Here is a 17,792-nt window from a genome sequence, read left to right as displayed (position 1 = left end):
TAATTCACATGCATGCAATTTAAAAGCCATTTATCAATTCAACTGAAGCAGTTTTTATTTTTTACCGATGCAATAATTGCTGGATACGATGCTCAATATCGTGAGCATCAATTAGACAAACTTAAGATAATCACGGAAAATTTACATATCCCCCTACATAGTTAAACCAGGCTATGTAATACTTATAGATATAAAACTATCTTAAAATTTTATCTGGAGCATATCCATGTCTGGCAATATCGTAAACACAACTGATGCGAACTTCGAAGCTGACGTTTTACAATCTGACGTACCTGTACTTGTCGATTTCTGGGCAGGCTGGTGTGCGCCATGTAAAGCGATTGCACCTGTATTAGAAGTATTGTCTACAGAATTTGAAGGCAAAGTAAAAGTTGTTAAAGTTGACGTAACTGCTTGTGAAGCGACTGCAGTAAACTACAATATCCGTAACATTCCTGCACTATTGATGTTTAAGAATGGTGAAGTTGTAGCACAACAAGTCGGCGCTGCACCAAAATCTAAATTGACTGCTTTTATTGAAGAAAACATCTAATTTAAAGCAGAATGATTGAATCTAATACGCTATCTCCAAATAGCGTATTTTTTTCGTCTATAAATTGACAAAAGCTTGATTAGCTCTTATATTGCATGTTCAAGGAATAAAGGATTTTTAATCCGCCATTTTCTTACAAGACACAACACATAAGATCGCCGCTCGGCAACAGAAATTGTTTTTACACTTTTCTCTTCGAAACAATGTATCAGACCTCTGAATTGTTATTGTGCAAATACAATTGCGTTACTTTTATTGCGTGTAAGCGGCTAAATGTTGCTCCCTTTTCTCATCTATATCCCAGAATTTTGATTCTATCTGACCCCCTATGAATTTAACTGAACTCAAGAAAAAACCGATTGGCGAACTCATCAAGATTGCCGAGTTTATGGGCCTAGAAGGAATGGCTCGTAACCGCAAGCAAGACATCATTTTTGCCATCTTAAAACGCCATGCAATGAATGGCGAAGAGATTTTTGGTGATGGTGTTCTGGAAATTCTGTCTGATGGTTTTGGTTTCCTACGCTCTGCAGCAGGTTCTTATCTTGCAGGCCCAGATGACATTTATGTCAGCCCATCGCAAATTCGCCGTTTCAACTTACGCACTGGTGATACCATTACCGGCACAATTCGCCCACCTAAAGAAGGCGAACGCTATTTTGCACTTTTAAAAGTTAATCAAATTAACTACGACACGCCTGAAAACTCACGCAACAAAATCTTGTTTGAAAACTTAACCCCATTGTTCCCGACTGAACAATTGGTGATGGAACTTGGTAACGGTACCACTGAAGATTTGACTGCACGTGTAGTTGACCTAGTGGCTCCGATTGGTAAAGGTCAACGTTCGATAATTGTTGCTCCGCCCAAAGCCGGCAAAACAATGTTGTTACAAAACATCGCGCAATCGATTGTACGTAACAATCCTGAATGTTTCCTCATTGTGCTTCTGATTGATGAACGTCCAGAAGAAGTGACTGAAATGGAACGTACCGTTCGTGGTGAAGTGATTGCCTCAACCTTCGATGAATCCCCTGCTCGTCACGTACAAGTGGCTGAAATGGTGATTGAAAAAGCCAAACGCCTGGTTGAACACAAAAAAGACGTGGTCATTCTGCTTGACTCGATTACCCGTCTGGCACGTGCCTACAACACGGTGATTCCTTCTTCAGGTAAGGTATTAACCGGTGGTGTGGATGCTCATGCGTTAGAGCGTCCAAAACGTTTCTTTGGTGCTGCCCGTAATATTGAAGAAGGTGGTTCACTCACCATTATCTCTACTGCATTGATTGAGACAGGCAGTAAGATGGATGAAGTGATCTATGAAGAATTCAAGGGTACCGGTAACCAGGAAATTACGCTTGATCGTCGTATTGCAGAAAAACGTGTGTTCCCTGCAATGAACATCAAGAAATCCGGTACACGTCGTGAAGAACGTCTCATGAGTGAAGATAACTTACGTAAAGTTTGGATTCTACGTAAGCTGCTGCATACCCAAGATGAATTGGCAGCAATGGAATTCTTGCTAGACCGTATGAAAGAAACCAAAACCAATGATGATTTCTTTGATCAAATGAAGCGTAAAGCGACTAACTAAACTGGTTATTATTCTTTTTTTCTCTAAAAGGCTATCGTTAACGATAGCCTTTTTATTTGGTTGACTTTATTTACATAAAGCTACAATCAACCATTTTCTTTGTAAACTTTATATGCAAGTTAAAAACTCTTAAAAATATTAACTTTAAAAAACCATAATTTTTAGCGAGTTATTTAGTATTTATCCAATATAAACCCTCCTATTGATTGTTATTTTCTGTTAAAAAAATGCTCATTTTTTATCTTTTTTTGCATTTTTTAACGGTGCCCTAGTAGTAATTCAAAATGCGCAGTGATAGCATATTCGCAGACCAGTTAGACTGCCTCTGCATTGTTACTGCCTAACAGATTTTAGGAAGAATAAAAGCACTCAACAGGCTAACATAGGTTTTTTTTAATCTCATATTTTAGAGAGTGATGCCATGTTATTCAAAAAAATCGCTATTGCTGCTGCAGTTGCTACTACTTTAGCTTTCGTTGGTTGTGCTAAAAAAACTGAAGAAGCTCCTGCTGCTGATGCTGCTGCATCTGAAGCTACTGTAGCTGCATCTGAAGCTGATGCTGCTGCTTCTGCTGCTACTGTTGAAGCTGCTTCTGCTACTGAAGCTGCTGCTTCTGCTGTTGATGCAGCTCCTGCTGCTTCTGAAGCTGCCGCTTCTACTGCTCAATAATCTTTACGATTATTCAGTAAAAAAAGAGAGCCTTTGGCTCTCTTTTTTTATGACCAAAATAAAGGTCAATCAAAATACTGAATGAAAATATCTAATCTTCAAACAACACTCTTCCTTATCTGTTCAAAATAAAGAAACCTCTTAAAAACTTAAAACAAAAAAAAAGCAGATCAATCGATCTGCTCATTTCCTACGCGCTGACGGAATTTCTGTCCTGCGCGGAATGTGACTACACGGCGTGCTGAAATTGGAATTTCCTCGCCGGTTTTCGGATTTCGACCTGGACGCTGACGTTTATCACGCAACTCAAAGTTACCGAAACCCGAAAGTTTAACTTGTTCACCTGAGATTAGCGCTTGGCTAATCTCATCAAAGAACAACTCGACCATTTGTTTAGCTTCACGACGGTTTAAACTCGTGAGCTCACTTAAATGATCAGCCATTTCTGCTTTTGTTAGTGCTGTCATGAAGCCCTCAATGTCGCTTGGTAAGTGTTTTCCAACACTTGAAGGATATTATCCATACCTGATTTAATTTCAGCATCTTCCAATGTACGGCTTGGATGCTGCCAGAGAAGGGCAAATGCCAGTGAGCGTTTCCCTTCTTCTACCCCTTGTCCAGTATACACATCGAATAACCAAGTCGAGTCTAACAACTCTCCACCCGTTTGTCCGATAAGTTGCTGAATTTCACTAACATTAATCTTATCACTAATTAAAAGCGCAATATCACGTCGAACCGATGGAAAACGTGATAATTCTGTAAAATTAGATACATAAGTTTGCAAAACAGCCTTTTGATCAAGTTCAGCAACCCAAGTGATGCCCAAATCGAGCTCATCTTCCAAAGATGGATGTAAGCGACCGAGATAACCGACAGACTTACCATCAACTAAAATTTCAGCAGATTGTCCAGGATGTAACCAGCTACGCTCTGAACGCACATATTCAACTTTGACACGTCCTGCCGCTAAAATTTCTTCAACCTCACCTTTCAGGTCAAAGAAATCGATTGGCTGTGCTTTGCCATGCCAAGATTCAGCTGTTTTGGCACCGACTGCAATTAATGCCAAAGTCGGAATCTGTTTAAGATCATGAATGCTTTGTGCATCTTGATAATCAAAACGTAAACCGAGTTCAAAGAAACGCACACGGCTTTGCTGACGGTTGATATTGTATTGCACACATGGAATCAAGCTGGATAACAAAGTTGAACGCATTGCAGCCAATTCGCTTGAGATTGGATTGGCCAACATCAATGGATTTACCGCAGGATTCAATTGCTTTTCAAGTTTGGCATCGGCAAAGCTAAAGCTAATTGCTTCCTGATAACCTAAAGTCACCAAGGTTTGACGAAGTTGCGGCAATTCAAACTGATCTTGATATTTGGCAAGTTTCACATCAATTACAGGCAAACTGATCTGGATGTTGTCATAACCGTGAATACGGGCAACTTCTTCAATCAAGTCCTGATAAATGGCCATATCATAGCGATGTGATGGAGGAACGACAGTCCACTCACCTTGTGCTTTCACAGTCACCACACAACCTAGGCGTTGTAGTGCATCACTGATAAAGTCACTTTCAACTTTGTAACCGAGCAATTGATCGACTTGAGCCTGATTCAGCTCAATCGCTTCACGTTTTGGTAAAAGCTCAGTTTTTTCTGCAACCGTGATTGGACCAAATTCACCACCTGCAAGATCAGCAATCAGCTGTGATGCACGGTGCATGGCCATCATTGGCAATTCAAAGTCTACGCCACGTTCATAACGCTGTGAGGCATCGGTATGCAAACCAAAGCTACGTGCACGACCGGCAATGTTTAGCGGTGCAAAGAATGCTGATTCCAGGAAGATTTCAGTGGTTTCATCAGTAACAGAAGAAGACAAGCCACCCATGATGCCGGCAATCGCCAATGCCCTTTCATCATCAGCAATGACCATCACATTGTCTTGAAGTTCAACTTCTTGTTCATTCAGCAGCACCAGTTTTTCAGCAGCAGTCGCTTGACGGACATGAACTGAACCCTTAACTTTAGCACCATCAAAAGCATGTAGCGGCTGACCAAGCTCAATGAGCACATAGTTGGTAATATCCACCAAAATGCTGTGCTGACGGATACCTGAACGCGCTAAAGCACGTTCCATCCATTCCGGAGTCGCTGCTTTGGTATTGACGTTCTTGATCACACGACCTAAATAACGTGGGCAACCCTCAGTATCCACAACCACTTTTTTCTCATCAGCAATGGTCGCAGCCACTTCCTTGATTTCGGGTGCAGTTACTTGAAGTTGATTGATTACCCCAATTTCCCGGGCAATACCGCGGATACTGAAACAGTCACCACGGTTTGGCGTGATACTGATATCAATAACGTTGTCATCTAGATCTAAATATTCACGGATGTTGACGCCCACAGGTGCATCTGTAGGAAGTTCTAACAGGCCATCAATCTTGTCTTCTAGATCGATTTCAGACGCGCCGCACAGCATGCCTTGTGATTCTATACCACGAAGCTTGCCTTTCTTGATTTTGAAATCGCCCGGCAATACTGCACCAATGGTGGCTACAGGCGCTTTCATGCCTGCACGTACATTTGGTGCGCCGCAGACAATCTGTAAAGGCTCACCTGAACCAATATTGACTGTGGTCACACGTAAACGGTCTGCATCTGGATGCTGCTCTACAGTGAGCACTTCACCTACCACCACACCTGTAAATGGTTTTGCCGCTGGCGCCAGTTCATCAACCTCTAAACCAAGCATAGTAAGTTGATCTGATAAAGTTTCGCTATCAACCGCAGGGTTTACCCATGCGCGTAACCAATTTTCGCTAATTTTCATTTCTATAAAAACCTGTAAATCTAATTTCTTGAATTCCTCTCCCTCTCTTTTCTAAGGAGGAAGAACCCCGAGTCATACATGCAACCCCTCTCCTTTTTTAGGAGATGAGAAGCACTGCTTCGCAAGAGAGGTTAATAAATTCGTTTAAGCAAATTGGCGTAAGAAACGCACATCATTCTGGAAGAACATACGCAAATCATTCACACCGTAGCGAAGCATTGCAAAACGTTCTACACCTAGACCAAAAGCAAAACCTTTATATTTTTCAGGATCAATGCCGGCAGCTTGAAGTACATTTGGATGCACCATACCGCAACCCAAAACTTCTAACCAGCGACCGCGTTCATCCATAATATCCACTTCCGCACTTGGTTCAGTGAACGGGAAGTAAGATGGACGAAAACGAACGGTTAAGTCCTTTTCGAAGAATTCGTTCAGCAAGTTCACCAACAAACCTTTCAGTTCTGCAAAGCTGGTATTTTCCGCAATGTATAAGCCTTCAATTTGATGGAACATTGGCGAATGGGTTTGATCCGAATCACAGCGATAGACACGGCCCGGGCAGACAATGCGAATCGGCGGTTGTTGTGTTTCCATAGTACGAATCTGCACGCCCGAAGTATGGGTACGCAATAAATGATTCACATCAAAATAGAAGGTGTCATGCATGGCACGCGCAGGGTGATGACCTGGAATATTCAAGGCTTCAAAGTTGTGATAGTCATCTTCAACTTCAGGGCCGGTAGCCACAGTAAAACCGGCTTTGGTAAAGAATTGACAAATGCGTTCTTGCACTTGGGTTACAGGGTGAATGCTACCCACACTTTGACCACGACCTGGCAAGGTAATGTCGATCATTTCGCTAGCAAGTTTTTGTTCTAGTGCAGCTTTTTGTAATTCTGCCTGGCGTGTCGTTAATGCGCCAGTGATCGCTTCACGAACCGCATGAATTTTTGCCCCGAAAACTTTACGTTCTTCAGGATCCATTTTACCAAGCGCCTTCGATTGTTCCGCGAGCTGGCTTTTTTTCCCTGTAAATTGCACCCGTACTTGATCGAGTGTAGCAAGGTCTTGAGCTGCTGCAATCGCAGCGAGCGCTTCAGTGGTCAGGGCTTCCAGTGACATAGTAACTCTCAAAGCAACAATTTAAAAATATAATAAAACCCCATATTCTAACAGTTTTTGAACGTGTTGATGAAGTTCCCTGTAGAGGAAAAATTAGATTGGCATCCAGATTTAGAAAAAGTATAAGATAAAGCCAATATTTATGAGATAAATAACAATGGCGCTTGATCAAATTTGGAAACAGCAACTTACTTTGGTGACCTATGGCAATGAATATCTCAGCCAGAATTTGAGCTTTAATCATTGGGTACAACATGCCATTTTTAACCAGCATAATTTACGTTTCCGAGATCTGCTGTCACAACATTTACTCGCACAACATTTCCAGGTTTGGCTTGAAGGTCTAAAAAAACAGGGAACGCTTCGTATTAGCCTGCATAGTTCCAGTCTGTTAAGTGATGAACAGAATCCAAATGCCAATGTTGAACTGCTGGCCATTCCGCATTTTATTGTCAGCCATGAACACAATAAAAAGACTGCTTGGATTTTCGGCAAGGAATTGGCTGAATGGTATAACGCCGATAATGATTACGAAGTGCCCAAGCCACAGCAGGAACAATGTCGCCAGGAAACCTTCTGGCGTTTTGAGCTGAATTCAAAACTGGCCAAACGTATCGATGCCGATTTACAGCAGCCGAATTGGGATGACATTCAGATTTATACCAATAACGAATTATTTGACAGCAAGTTTGCCGATGGATTTATTGAACCTGCCAATCGTGATTTTCCATATTATGGAATGCCACAAACTGCAACGGAAAATGCCGATGGTTCCCCATTGTTCGAGAGTAAATATCTGCCTTTACTGCCAAGCGATTATCAGGCGGATTATGCGCATACCACACTGCATCGCCTGGAAGCTTTATCCGCTTATATTCAGCAAAAACAGCAACATCCCTATCATGTGGATGGCAGTGAACTGACACCAGAAGAGCAACTGAATCTACGCCATTTTTCGCAAAAACTGGATGATTTAACAGCAAAATTTATCGTCAAGGTAGCGAACCATTATCAGTCAGCAAAACTGAAAAAAGTTGAAGTGGCCAATCCACTGGATGGTGCAGCAGCAAGCACTCCACATACTACCTCACATGTAAAAAGCCATCCTGCACATGCTTCGCACAAGATCGGTACATCGAGCGTTATCAAACTGATTCTACTGACCATTGTGATTTGTCTTTTGGCTTATTATTTCGGACTTTAATTCTTATAAAGATGCTAAAAAATTCAGCTCAATAGATATAAAAAGAAGAACAGGTATTTTTATCTATACGTGTTCTTCTTAATCTCTTGTTCTTCATCACCCTAAAAATAAAATGAATGAAAATCCTAAACACTTAGCCTATCTTTTAAACAGCCTTAAATATAAGCAGATTATAAGTCGAGTTTTTTGTGATCCGCTTCGACTCCACCAGCATGGCCAGTAAGACTGCCTTTAAGCAGTTTAAATAGCTGAGTCACTTTATTGTCAGTCACGTTCCAATATTCTGCACTGACTGCTGCAGCCACCAAGATGCGTACACTCGGATCTTCCTTTCCTTCAAACCAGTTTTCAGCCCACGGGTTCCAGAGCTGATCAATCAAGGTTGGATCTGTGCTGATACGGGCATGTGCGCTAATCGAGACATAAATGCTGTCAGAGGGCTTGGCAAAAGATAATCCAATTTTATTACGACCGGAATTGACTGCATTCACCAGATCATTGCTATCACTCAAGATAAAATACAGATTGTGACTTTCACTCATCTGCTCAGTCTTCTCAGAATTCAGCATGGTCATGGGTTGTGAATGTAATTCCTGTGTTTCAGTCGTATGACTGATCATGGCATATCGTACTTCCTTGATCAGTTGCCATAATTTTTCGCGATTATGATTATCCGTCATTGCTCTTCTCCTGAAGCTAAACTTTAGAAATAAGAAATTATTTAATTTGTGCATTCACTTCTTTTTTAGAGTAGTGATATTTTTCGCTTTAGATATCTCACCTTACTCAACTTATACATTTGAATAATAAAAGATTGGCTTAAAGATCATAAGAAACAACGAAAAAGAATTTGCTTATAAAGAGAGTTAAGAAGTCGAATTTATCTTTAGATTTATTAAATGCTCATTAACGATAAATTTTACAGTTGCTCAAATACCTGAACTATTTTTAACTTGGTTAAATGTCTCTGCTTCAATTGTTTTAATTTTTATGAATAATAGCAGTAATAGTCTGCTGAAATTTAACAGGAGCATCCAAATGTATTTAATACTCAGCTTAAAGATCAACAGACTCGGGTTTACATCATGATTTTAATGCTTCCGTTTTTGCTTTTTTAACCGTCAGCTTTTTCAATACCTCTGACACCGCCACCATAGCAAAACTTGAAGTCACCACTACTGCTGAACCATAACCACCACAGCGCAGGCCGGCGCTGGCACAGACCTCTGCACCTGAAAATGGGTTATCGATAGAATAGACACAGCTAATACCAAATTTTTCTTTCGGCTTTTTGCAAATGCCTTTGGCACGTAACTGACTACGCAATTTGGCCAGCATCGGATCCTGTTCAGTTTTAGACAAGTCTGCGACACGAATTTTTAAGGGATCGAGCTTGCCGCCTGCCCCGCCCGATACAATCAAAGGAATTTTATTAAAACGACAATGCAGCATTAAGGCCAGTTTAGCTTTAACATCATCAATGCAATCTAGAACCACATCAGGTTTATTTGCTAACAGCTCTTTGACATTATCAGGCGTTAAATAGTCATCCACCAGATTGATCTTGATACGTGGATTAATCGAATAACAGCGCTCGGCCATCACTTCAATTTTTTCCCGTCCCAAGGTCGAAGTCATGGCCGGTAATTGACGGTTAATATTCGATGCGGCAACCACATCCATATCAATCAAGGTCAATTCAGCAATACCGGTACGTGCCAAGGCTTCAACCGCCCAGGAACCGACCCCACCAATGCCGATTACCATCACATGACTGTGTTCATACTGACGAAAGGCTTCATCTCCATAAATTTTCTCTACACCCGCAAAGCGGCGGTCATATTCATCATCTTCAAGGAGATCAGTCATTCGTCATCTGGCATCTAAAAAACACCGAGGCATTTTATCAAATTCCAGCTCAATCCGATAATCTATATCTTTCGCATCCTTCAGCAGTTGTGACAAAGATAAAAAAAGAGGCTTTCGCCTCTTTCTATCTACTTAAAATTAGTCTTTATTCATGATAAAGAAGTACTCACGATAATATTTGAGTTCAACAATCGAATCACGAATATCATCCATGGCTAAATGTGAGGCATTCTTTTTCAGGCCGCTCATAATTTCTGGACGCCAGCGTTTCGCCAGCTCTTTGACTGAAGATACGTCAAGATTACGGTAATGGAAGTATTGTTCCATTTCCGGCATTAAACGGTGCAAGAAACGGCGGTCTTGGCAAATCGAGTTACCGCACATCGGTGATGATTTTGGATTGACCCATTTTTTCAAAAATTCCAGCGTCTGCTGTTCTGCATCCTGAGCGGTCAATTTACTGCGACGTACCCGTTCAATCAGACCTGATTGTCCATGTTGACGCGTATTCCATTCATCCATCGCATTGAGCACGCGATCTGATTGATGAACAGCCAGCACCGGCCCTTCCGCCAGAATATTCAGGTTATCGTCAGTCACAATCGTTGCAACTTCAATAATTTGATCGTTATCCGTATCCAGACCTGTCATTTCCAGGTCAATCCAAATCAGGCGGGTATCAGGGGTGCTGCTCATAAATGTGCAATCTTATTAGGCTTAAAAACAGCTATAGTAGCAAATTTATTGCAACTTGGCTGTAACTCCTACCCTGCTTCATGCTATTTTTGCCTTACTTAATTCATGGTTTTTCTAGGATATGAATGGCTTTAATTCGTAAACGTCGTTTAACTGAACAGCAGCAACGCCGCATTCAGAAACAACATCAAACACGTCAAGAAGAACTCGACACTTCAAATGATCTGGAAGGCTTAGTGGTTCAACATTATGGCCGTCAACTTGAAGTGCAAGCCCTCTCAGCGCCCGAAACCCATCCCACCAAACCTATCGTTGCAGCAGGTGAACCCGAACCGTTCTGGAAACCGATTGAAATCGGCAGTGTATGGCGATGTCATACCCGAACCAATCTGGAAGCACTGGTCACAGGTGACCGGGTAAAATGGCAGGCCGATCCAAATACCGGACTCGGCATTATTACTGCCATTCATCCTCGCCAGTCGCTGCTGACCCGCCCTGACCGTTATCACAAGGTTAAACCGGTGGCTGCCAATGTCAGCCTGATCGTGATTGTGTTTGCTTCCTTTCCGGAAGTCGCTCCCAGCTTAATCGACCGTTACCTTGTGGCCTGTGCCGATGCCGACATTCCTGCTCTATTGGTACTAAATAAAGCAGATTTAATTCAGGAAAATGATCCGATTTTGGCCCTGATGCAAGAATATCAAGCTTTAGGCTATGAAGTGATTCAAACTCAATCTGATGGTGATTTAACTGAACTAGCGAAACGTTTAGCTGGTGAAACTGTTGCCTTTGTGGGCCAGTCCGGGGTCGGAAAAAGCTCGCTGATTAATGCCATGGTTCCCGATGCAGCGCAAAAAACCAATGTGATTTCAGAAAACTCGGCGCTGGGTCAGCACACCACCACCTCTACACGCTTGATTGCCTTTGGTGAAGGAGCTGCACTGATTGACTCACCGGGAATTCGTGAATTTGGCTTATGGCATTTAGACCTGGACAAGGTTCAACACGGTTTTCCTGACATTGAAAACCTGTTGGGACATTGCCAGTTCCGTAACTGTACCCATAAGCATGAAAAACAGTGTGCTTTACGCCAAGCCGCCGCAAGCGGTGAAATTTTGCAACGCCGTTTGGACAGTTATTTGCGTTTAATTGATGAAATTACAGAAGCACAGCAAAAAAATTAATTTTTCTTAACCCTTAGCACTTGAAGCGGTGATTTTGATCGCCATATTTATAGGCTATACTCTACGCAATTTTGAAATTGTAATTAGGTGACTTGTGGAACGTTGGTTCGAATTTATGGGGAATCACCCCTTCTTGTTTGGAACACTCGGGGTATTGATTGTTTTGTTCTTTATTTTAGAAGGACAACGCAATGGTCGTAAAATTTCACCACAATCTTTAGGTATTTTAGTGAAAGCTAAAAATGCCATGCTGATTGATTTACGTGATGCAAAAGATTTCCGTGAAGGTCATATCAGCGGCAGCCGTAATATTCCATATAGCCAGATTACAAGCCATGTTGAAGAGTTAAAATCTGCGGATCGACCATTGGTGTTCATTTGTAACCTGGGTCAAATTGCAGGTACCGCTTTACAGCAAGTGGGTCATGCCGACAGCTACCGTCTGGACGGTGGAATTAACAACTGGAAAGTACAAGGCTTACCGCTGATTAAAAGCAAATAATACGCTTGGAGATTTTGAATGGCTGAAGTAACAATTTACTCAACTACTGTATGCCCTTACTGCGTTCGCGCGAAACAACTTCTTGAGCGTAAAGGCGTTGCATATAAAGAAATTAATTTATCTAATGAAGCGCCTGAAGTACGTGTTGAACTGATGCAACGCACCAATCACCGTACTGTTCCACAAATTTTTATTAACGACCAATTCATCGGTGGTTTTGATCAACTTTATGCTTTAGAGCGTGAAGGAAAACTCAACGAATTATTGGCTTAACATTTTATTAAGTCACCCCTCATATTAAGGATTAAAAAATGAGTGAACAACAAGCTCAACCGCAATTAGCACTTGAACGTATTTATACTAAAGATATTTCTTTTGAAGTACCTGGGGCTCAAGTATTTACCAAAGAATGGCAGCCTGAATTAAACATCAACCTGTCTTCTTCTGCAGAAAAAATTGATGCGACCCATTATGAAGTTGCATTACAAGTGGTTGTTCAAGCGAATAACGCAGGTGAAACAGCATTCATCGTTGATGTAACCCAATCAGGAATTTTCTTGGTTGATAGCGTTGAAGAAGAACGTCTTCCTTATATTCTTGGTGCATACTGCCCAAATATCCTGTTCCCATTCTTACGTGAAGCTGTAAATGATATGGTAACGAAAGGAAGCTTCCCGCAATTGCTTCTTACACCAATTAACTTCGATGCCGAATTCGAAGCCAATATGCAACGTGCTCAAGCAGCTGCTGCTGAAGGTCAAGCTTAAGCAAGCTTTAGACTGCAATAAAAAAGACCGCAAAAGCGGTCTTTTTTATTGCCATATTTCCCCCTTCTCCCTTTGGGAGAAGGTCGGGATGAGGGAGAAAAAGCAATCCCTCACCCTAGCCCTCTCCCATGGGGAGAGGGAACTGAAAATGATTATTCCGCATCCGCCATCAAATCAGCGCTCATACCTACAGTATTGAAGCCAGCATCAACATACATGATTTCACCGGTAATACCATTTGCCCAAGGCGAGCATAAGAATAATGCAGCATTACCGACATCTTCAATGGTCACGTTACGTTTCAGTGGTGCAACTTTTTCATTCAGGTCTAACATTTTACGGAAAGACTTGATGCCTGAAGCTGCAAGAGTACGGATTGGACCTGCTGAAATAGCATTTACACGAATGCCTTCACTACCCAAGCTAGATGCCAAATAACGTACACCCGCTTCCAACGATGCCTTCGCCATACCCATGACATTGTAATTTGGCATCACACGTTCAGAACCTTGATAAGTCAAAGTCAGCAAGCAACCTTGGCGAACTTTTAACAAAGGTTTTGCAGCACGGGCCATCGCAACAAAGCTATAAGCACTGATGTCATGCGCAATATTAAAGCCTTCACGGTCAGTAATATCAGTAAAATCACCATCTAAAGTATGCGCTGGTGCAAAACCAATTGAATGAACTACGCCATCCAAACCGTCCCAATGTTTTGCCAATTCTGCAAAAGCCTGGTCAATTTCAGCATCTACAGCCACGTCACAAGGGAAAACCAGAGTTGAACCGAATTGTTCAGCAAAGTCATCAACACGTTTTTTTAATTTTTCATTCGGATAGGTAAATGCCAGTTCCGCACCTTCACGGTGTAGGGCTTGAGCAATACCAAATGCAATGGATAACTTACTTGCAATACCCGCGATGAGAAAACGCTTACCCGCCAATAGTCCTTGTGCCATGTGAATCTCACTCAAAATAATTTACAAGCATAATGCCAAGTCTGAAGCATTTGCGAAATTGCATAATGCGCCTTTTTTTAACATGTTGTGTAAAAATCATAAAAAATGCTCCGCCATTAGGAGAGCATTTTTGAATTGATCACGCTATTTAATTAGCTGTGATTGTTAAGCGGATTAATCATCCCCTTGTAACAACCCCAGCAAGCGCAGGAATGAATAATACATCCACACCAAAGTCGCCAATAAGGCAATACCACACAGCCATTCCATCGCTTTCGGTGCATACTGTGCAGCGGCAGATTCAATCAGGTCAAAATCGAGAATCAGGTTTAGGGAAGCAATGACCGCAACAAAAGCGGCAAAGCCAATTCCGAGCCAGTTGCTTTCAAAAATATAAGGAATACTGGAACCAAAAGCCAAACTCATCACCATTTGCACCACAAATACCATGGCAATAGCAATAGAAGCTGACATCACCACAGCTTTAAATTTTTCTGTGGCACGAATAATTTGAAAACGGTATAACCCAAACATCACCAAGGTAGTGATAAAGGTCGCAAGCAAGGCCTGCAAAGGTACTCCAGGAAATTTCAGCTGAAACAATACCGAAATCCCGCCTAAAAATGCACCTTCAAACAGCGCATAAGGAATGGCCAATACCGGTGCAGTATTCGGTTTAAAGGTGGTGATGATTGCTAGGATAAATCCGCCAATTGCCCCCACGATTGCAGCGGAATAGGCAATGGAGATATTCAGGGTCAAGAAGCTATATAAAAATAACGATAAACCGACCACAGCAGCAATCACGGTTAATAACACCGACTTTTGGATAGCGCCTTGCACCGTCATGGTCTGGTTAAAATCACTCTGGGTTTCTACCCGGGTTAAAATAGGATTATTACTTTGCATAATTCACTCATTATTGTCATGTAGATTTTTAAGTAGTATAGACAGCATTTAAGAACAGAAAATGAATCTGTGCAACATTGCATAAAATATCGGTCACATAGCACGACTGACTCTAGGCAAATTATGCAGTTAAAAAACCAATATTGAGCGATAAAATCTGGTTTTACAATATTTTTTTAAGATCTCAGCCTTAAGGCATCTAAGGAGTTCTGCCAGAGTTGGGCCGCAAGCATGGCCTGATCCAGATTTAGCGATTGTGCCAACCCATCCAGCACATAAGGTAAATTGACTGGCGTATTGCGGGTGCGAAGTTCAGTAGAATTTTGGCAACATAAGGGCGTCATATCCGGACAATCGGTTTCCAGAACCAGATGCTCAGCACCAATGGCCTGAACCACGGCATGTAATTTTTTGGCATTGGGATTGGTAATTTGTCCGGTCACCCCAATTTTAAAACCCAGTTTAATAAAGGCCTTGGCTTCCTCTATTCCGCCACTAAAAGCATGCGCAATCCCGCCCCCTTTAAATTGATGCTGTTTTAATATAGCCAATGTTTCGGCATGCGATTTTCGGATATGCAATAACACCGGTTTATCAAACTGTTGCGCCAATTCCAGTTGTGCTGCAAAAAAATCTTTTTGCTTCTGAAACATGTCTGGCTGCTTGTGCTGTTTTAAAAAGGTATCTAAACCAATTTCTCCAATCGCGACACAATCTTCAGTTTTTAAAAGTTGTTCCAGATCGGCCAGATGTGATGTTTGATGCTGTTCAATATAAAAGGGATGCAATCCCGGAGCTAAGTAACTTTGCGGAGCATCAGCCAATTGATTTAAGAACTGGTGACTTTGCAATAAATCCTGAAACCGCGACTGGATAAAACCAATCAAAATCAGGCGTTCGATCCCCACCGCTTTGGCCGCATGCGCCAGTTGTTCCCGATCTGCATCGAAATCAGGAACATCAAAATGGGTGTGAGTATCAAACAGTGAACAAGACATTAAGATTGGGCTTTAGTGTCACTGGCTGCACTTACAGCTGCTTGATTTTTTACTTCAGCTTGAGGCAGATAGGCTTTCTTCAGTACCGTTTGCAGCTGGTCATAAGGAATAGTTAAACGTGGCAATCCCACCACATAAGGTCCAATTTCATATTCCCCATATTGCAAAATCAAGCCTTGAGTCGATAAATAGAAATTATCCGACAAGCTAAATTTCCATGCCTGTTCGTATTCATCGACACTGTTTGCCAGCTTGGACTCAATCACCCAGTTTTTAAACACTTCATGGGCTTTCTGTTCCAGTACAGCTTTCTGGTTTGGCGCCAAAATATCATCCAATTTAACGAGTTTTTTCTTCTTCAGGTCAAAATTATAATAATACTGTGAGGATGAACCATGTGCCCCGCCCAGATAGCTGTTCGAATTTAGCACTACGGTTGCCAAAGGCTGTCCAGCATTTAGAATCTTCGGTTTAATCATCAGACTAATCTGATGATTGGCACTTAAGGCCTTCAGCTCTTTATCCAGCGATAAAAATGTATACAGATAAGGGGCAACCTGTTTTTCCAGTTTTTGTTTCGGTGTTTCAATAGCTGCCGATGCCGCTGGTTCATCTGCCTGAGCTGGATTTGAATCTTTCGAATTTCCGCTCGCAGTGGTCGCATGCTGGTTTGCATTCAACGATTTCGGCGAAATATCTACAGTATGATCCAGCTGTTTTAAAATCTGCTGATCGATAAATTCATCAATAAAAGTCTGGTTAGTGGAAAGACGCTCGATGCTTATTTCAGGACAGCTATTCCCATCACATTCAGGCAAATCTAAACTTAACTTTTCAGTATCTCCGGCCAATTTTAAAACTTCCGGTTGAGCGGTTTGGGCAGGTTTTGTGTGTTCTTCTTTAGGCTCAGCTTGTTTAGGTTGGCATGCACTCAATGCAATTGCTGTAGCAACAAGGCTTAGGGTAAATATTGTTTTATTTTTTAGCATCATCTGACCTATAACTTAAATCTGGTAAATGGACGTTCACTCGATGTCGTATGGATTACGGCTTACTAAAACATATGCTGATAAGCATCAGCTTTCAATATCTGTTGGGTTTGTGCTTTGGTTAAATAAATATCCAACTGAGCGCCATCTTTAACAATTTCATGGGTACGATAATGTAAACCAACGCCTTCTTGATCAAAGAACCAGTCTGCCTGTCCCCAATACAGCTTTTTCGGGGCTTTTTGTTTTACTTCAGCCTTTTGCTGTTTTAACCATTTTTGATAAGCCTGTTGCACAATGTCATTCATGGCCGTTTGCTGCTTAGGTTCCAGAATATCCAGTAAAGTCACTGCTTTCTGTGTTTTACGATCAGCCACAAAGAAATAATAGCGTTCTTTCACTTTTACTTCTTCTTGTTTTGTATCGACTCCTAGCTGCATCAATACGTACTGATTACGCTGATAGGCAATACGGGTATACATTGCCAGTTCATAGGGCTTATTTTTGGAAAATTCGGCTTGCCAAGCATCAGACTTTTTCACATAGGCATTAATGGCCTGTTGCAAGCTCATATCCTGCTTTAGACCAATTTGATCTTGAATGACCTTGGCCTGGCTCTTGGCAATCCAGTCATTTAACCAGGCATCTTCGGTATGAACCGTTTGAATATTCAGGTCAATACAATTCTTGGTTTCACAAAAAGGCAAGGCAATTTTTGCCTCTTGCTCCTGAATATTTAAATATGGCAACACCTCGGCCTGCTCGGTTTTAAATATCGATGCAGACGACTGTTCCTGCTCTTGTTGTTTCGATTCTTGTTTTGAAGCACCACAGGCACTGAGCATCAGAGCAATGGCGATTATGGATGCAGCCCTTATTTTCCCGTTCATGCTGACCACTCTTTTTTCTCAAGTCATTCATCTAT

General features: G+C 41.7%; 19 protein-coding genes. 8 read left to right on the top strand and 11 right to left on the bottom strand.

The window, feature by feature from the left end; genetic code table 11:
• Window positions 1-226: 226 nt before the first annotated feature.
• The 3 genes from trxA to WAE57_RS09760 all read left to right on the top strand — a co-directional run bounded on the left by trxA (window position 227) and on the right by WAE57_RS09760 (window position 2,820).
• On the top strand, window positions 227-553 hold the full coding sequence (gene trxA, locus WAE57_RS09770; RefSeq protein ID WP_086175779.1) for a thioredoxin: 327 nt from the start codon (window positions 227-229) through the stop codon (window positions 551-553).
• A 328-nt stretch (window positions 554-881) separates the two neighbouring features.
• Complete coding sequence (gene rho / locus WAE57_RS09765) at window positions 882-2,150, top strand: transcription termination factor Rho (RefSeq protein WP_005007569.1); 1,269 nt, start codon at window positions 882-884, stop codon at window positions 2,148-2,150.
• A gap of 421 nt (window positions 2,151-2,571) precedes the next feature.
• On the top strand, window positions 2,572-2,820 hold the full coding sequence (locus WAE57_RS09760) for a hypothetical protein (protein ID WP_337710502.1): 249 nt from the start codon (window positions 2,572-2,574) through the stop codon (window positions 2,818-2,820).
• A 170-nt stretch (window positions 2,821-2,990) separates the two neighbouring features.
• Here the strand turns inward: WAE57_RS09760 and WAE57_RS09755 are convergent, their stop codons facing one another.
• The 3 genes from WAE57_RS09755 to pheS form a co-directional block, all read right to left on the bottom strand.
• Window positions 2,991-3,287 carry an integration host factor subunit alpha gene (locus WAE57_RS09755; protein ID WP_004649746.1) on the bottom strand — a complete coding sequence of 99 codons (297 nt, stop codon included), beginning with the start codon at window positions 3,285-3,287 and terminating at the stop codon, window positions 2,991-2,993.
• A complete protein-coding gene (pheT, locus tag WAE57_RS09750) occupies window positions 3,284-5,665 on the bottom strand; it encodes a phenylalanine--tRNA ligase subunit beta (protein ID WP_337710474.1) in 2,382 nt (793 codons plus the stop codon). The genes WAE57_RS09755 and pheT overlap by 4 nt, the downstream gene beginning before the upstream one ends.
• A gap of 144 nt (window positions 5,666-5,809) precedes the next feature.
• On the bottom strand, window positions 5,810-6,790 hold the full coding sequence (gene pheS, locus WAE57_RS09745) for a phenylalanine--tRNA ligase subunit alpha (RefSeq protein ID WP_131267062.1): 981 nt from the start codon (window positions 6,788-6,790) through the stop codon (window positions 5,810-5,812).
• Window positions 6,791-6,947: 157 nt separating this feature from the next.
• On the opposite strand from pheS, the gene WAE57_RS09740 reads away from it, so the two are divergent.
• Window positions 6,948-7,994, top strand: coding sequence for a hypothetical protein (locus WAE57_RS09740; RefSeq protein WP_337710468.1), 1,047 nt, complete (start codon window positions 6,948-6,950; stop codon window positions 7,992-7,994).
• A gap of 170 nt (window positions 7,995-8,164) precedes the next feature.
• On the opposite strand, the gene WAE57_RS09735 is transcribed toward WAE57_RS09740, so the two are convergent.
• The 3 genes from WAE57_RS09735 to orn all read right to left on the bottom strand — a co-directional run bounded on the left by WAE57_RS09735 (window position 8,165) and on the right by orn (window position 10,559).
• Window positions 8,165-8,674: a pyridoxamine 5'-phosphate oxidase family protein gene (locus tag WAE57_RS09735; RefSeq protein WP_237787972.1), complete on the bottom strand. Its 510-nt coding sequence runs from the start codon at window positions 8,672-8,674 to the stop codon at window positions 8,165-8,167.
• Between the two features lie 403 nt (window positions 8,675-9,077).
• Window positions 9,078-9,863, bottom strand: a complete 786-nt coding sequence (locus WAE57_RS09730) for a tRNA threonylcarbamoyladenosine dehydratase (protein ID WP_237787973.1) — start codon at window positions 9,861-9,863, stop codon at window positions 9,078-9,080.
• A 138-nt stretch (window positions 9,864-10,001) separates the two neighbouring features.
• Window positions 10,002-10,559 (bottom strand): oligoribonuclease, encoded by a 558-nt coding sequence (gene orn, locus WAE57_RS09725; protein WP_301433667.1) that lies wholly within the window; start codon window positions 10,557-10,559, stop codon window positions 10,002-10,004.
• Between the two features lie 125 nt (window positions 10,560-10,684).
• Here orn and rsgA point away from each other — a divergent pair, with 125 nt between their 5' ends.
• From rsgA to secB, 4 genes are all read left to right on the top strand, one after another.
• Complete coding sequence (rsgA, locus tag WAE57_RS09720; RefSeq protein WP_337710464.1) at window positions 10,685-11,743, top strand: small ribosomal subunit biogenesis GTPase RsgA; 1,059 nt, start codon at window positions 10,685-10,687, stop codon at window positions 11,741-11,743.
• Window positions 11,744-11,837: 94 nt separating this feature from the next.
• Entirely contained in the window at window positions 11,838-12,245 is a 408-nt protein-coding gene (locus tag WAE57_RS09715; protein ID WP_086175787.1) for a rhodanese-like domain-containing protein, read from the top strand.
• Between the two features lie 18 nt (window positions 12,246-12,263).
• Window positions 12,264-12,518, top strand: coding sequence for a glutaredoxin 3 (grxC, locus tag WAE57_RS09710; protein ID WP_086175788.1), 255 nt, complete (start codon window positions 12,264-12,266; stop codon window positions 12,516-12,518).
• A gap of 38 nt (window positions 12,519-12,556) precedes the next feature.
• On the top strand, window positions 12,557-13,012 hold the full coding sequence (gene secB, locus WAE57_RS09705; protein WP_086175789.1) for a protein-export chaperone SecB: 456 nt from the start codon (window positions 12,557-12,559) through the stop codon (window positions 13,010-13,012).
• Between the two features lie 152 nt (window positions 13,013-13,164).
• Here the strand turns inward: secB and WAE57_RS09700 are convergent, their stop codons facing one another.
• The 5 genes from WAE57_RS09700 to WAE57_RS09680 all read right to left on the bottom strand — a co-directional run bounded on the left by WAE57_RS09700 (window position 13,165) and on the right by WAE57_RS09680 (window position 17,757).
• Window positions 13,165-13,971, bottom strand: coding sequence for an enoyl-ACP reductase (locus WAE57_RS09700; RefSeq protein WP_086198305.1), 807 nt, complete (start codon window positions 13,969-13,971; stop codon window positions 13,165-13,167).
• A gap of 174 nt (window positions 13,972-14,145) precedes the next feature.
• The gene (locus tag WAE57_RS09695; RefSeq protein ID WP_337710458.1) at window positions 14,146-14,880 is read right to left on the bottom strand and encodes a Bax inhibitor-1/YccA family protein; all 735 of its coding nucleotides are present in this window, start codon (window positions 14,878-14,880) and stop codon (window positions 14,146-14,148) included.
• 176 nt (window positions 14,881-15,056) lie between these two features.
• On the bottom strand, window positions 15,057-15,878 hold the full coding sequence (locus WAE57_RS09690; RefSeq protein WP_337710456.1) for a TatD family hydrolase: 822 nt from the start codon (window positions 15,876-15,878) through the stop codon (window positions 15,057-15,059).
• The gene (locus tag WAE57_RS09685) at window positions 15,878-16,867 is read right to left on the bottom strand and encodes an RsiV family protein (RefSeq protein ID WP_337710454.1); all 990 of its coding nucleotides are present in this window, start codon (window positions 16,865-16,867) and stop codon (window positions 15,878-15,880) included. Before WAE57_RS09685 ends, WAE57_RS09690 begins: the two co-directional genes overlap by 1 nt.
• A 65-nt stretch (window positions 16,868-16,932) precedes the next feature.
• Complete coding sequence (locus tag WAE57_RS09680) at window positions 16,933-17,757, bottom strand: hypothetical protein (RefSeq protein WP_337710452.1); 825 nt, start codon at window positions 17,755-17,757, stop codon at window positions 16,933-16,935.
• Window positions 17,758-17,792: the final 35 nt, after the last annotated feature.

The sequence above is a fragment of the Acinetobacter sp. NS-4 genome (assembly GCF_037402435.1).
Lineage (GTDB): Bacteria > Pseudomonadota > Gammaproteobacteria > Pseudomonadales > Moraxellaceae > Acinetobacter.
This window is presented reverse-complemented; position numbering and strand designations above follow the sequence as displayed.

Excerpts from the sequence above, each read along its gene's own strand:
- WAE57_RS09730 (WP_237787973.1), bottom strand. The coding sequence starts at position 9,863 with ATGACTGATCTCCTTGAAGATGATGAATATGACCGCCGCTTTGCGGGT.
- WAE57_RS09735 (WP_237787972.1), bottom strand. The coding sequence starts at position 8,674 with ATGACGGATAATCATAATCGCGAAAAATTATGGCAACTGATCAAGGAA.
- pheT (WP_337710474.1), bottom strand. The coding sequence starts at position 5,665 with ATGAAAATTAGCGAAAATTGGTTACGCGCATGGGTAAACCCTGCGGTT.
- secB (WP_086175789.1), top strand. The coding sequence starts at position 12,557 with ATGAGTGAACAACAAGCTCAACCGCAATTAGCACTTGAACGTATTTAT.
- WAE57_RS09690 (WP_337710456.1), bottom strand. The coding sequence starts at position 15,878 with ATGTCTTGTTCACTGTTTGATACTCACACCCATTTTGATGTTCCTGAT.
- orn (WP_301433667.1), bottom strand. The coding sequence starts at position 10,559 with ATGAGCAGCACCCCTGATACCCGCCTGATTTGGATTGACCTGGAAATG.
- WAE57_RS09685 (WP_337710454.1), bottom strand. The coding sequence starts at position 16,867 with ATGCTAAAAAATAAAACAATATTTACCCTAAGCCTTGTTGCTACAGCA.
- WAE57_RS09755 (WP_004649746.1), bottom strand. The coding sequence starts at position 3,287 with ATGACAGCACTAACAAAAGCAGAAATGGCTGATCATTTAAGTGAGCTC.
- pheS (WP_131267062.1), bottom strand. The coding sequence starts at position 6,790 with ATGTCACTGGAAGCCCTGACCACTGAAGCGCTCGCTGCGATTGCAGCA.
- trxA (WP_086175779.1), top strand. The coding sequence starts at position 227 with ATGTCTGGCAATATCGTAAACACAACTGATGCGAACTTCGAAGCTGAC.
- WAE57_RS09700 (WP_086198305.1), bottom strand. The coding sequence starts at position 13,971 with ATGGCACAAGGACTATTGGCGGGTAAGCGTTTTCTCATCGCGGGTATT.
- WAE57_RS09695 (WP_337710458.1), bottom strand. The coding sequence starts at position 14,880 with ATGCAAAGTAATAATCCTATTTTAACCCGGGTAGAAACCCAGAGTGAT.
- grxC (WP_086175788.1), top strand. The coding sequence starts at position 12,264 with ATGGCTGAAGTAACAATTTACTCAACTACTGTATGCCCTTACTGCGTT.
- WAE57_RS09680 (WP_337710452.1), bottom strand. The coding sequence starts at position 17,757 with ATGAACGGGAAAATAAGGGCTGCATCCATAATCGCCATTGCTCTGATG.
- rho (WP_005007569.1), top strand. The coding sequence starts at position 882 with ATGAATTTAACTGAACTCAAGAAAAAACCGATTGGCGAACTCATCAAG.
- rsgA (WP_337710464.1), top strand. The coding sequence starts at position 10,685 with ATGGCTTTAATTCGTAAACGTCGTTTAACTGAACAGCAGCAACGCCGC.
- WAE57_RS09740 (WP_337710468.1), top strand. The coding sequence starts at position 6,948 with ATGGCGCTTGATCAAATTTGGAAACAGCAACTTACTTTGGTGACCTAT.
- WAE57_RS09760 (WP_337710502.1), top strand. The coding sequence starts at position 2,572 with ATGTTATTCAAAAAAATCGCTATTGCTGCTGCAGTTGCTACTACTTTA.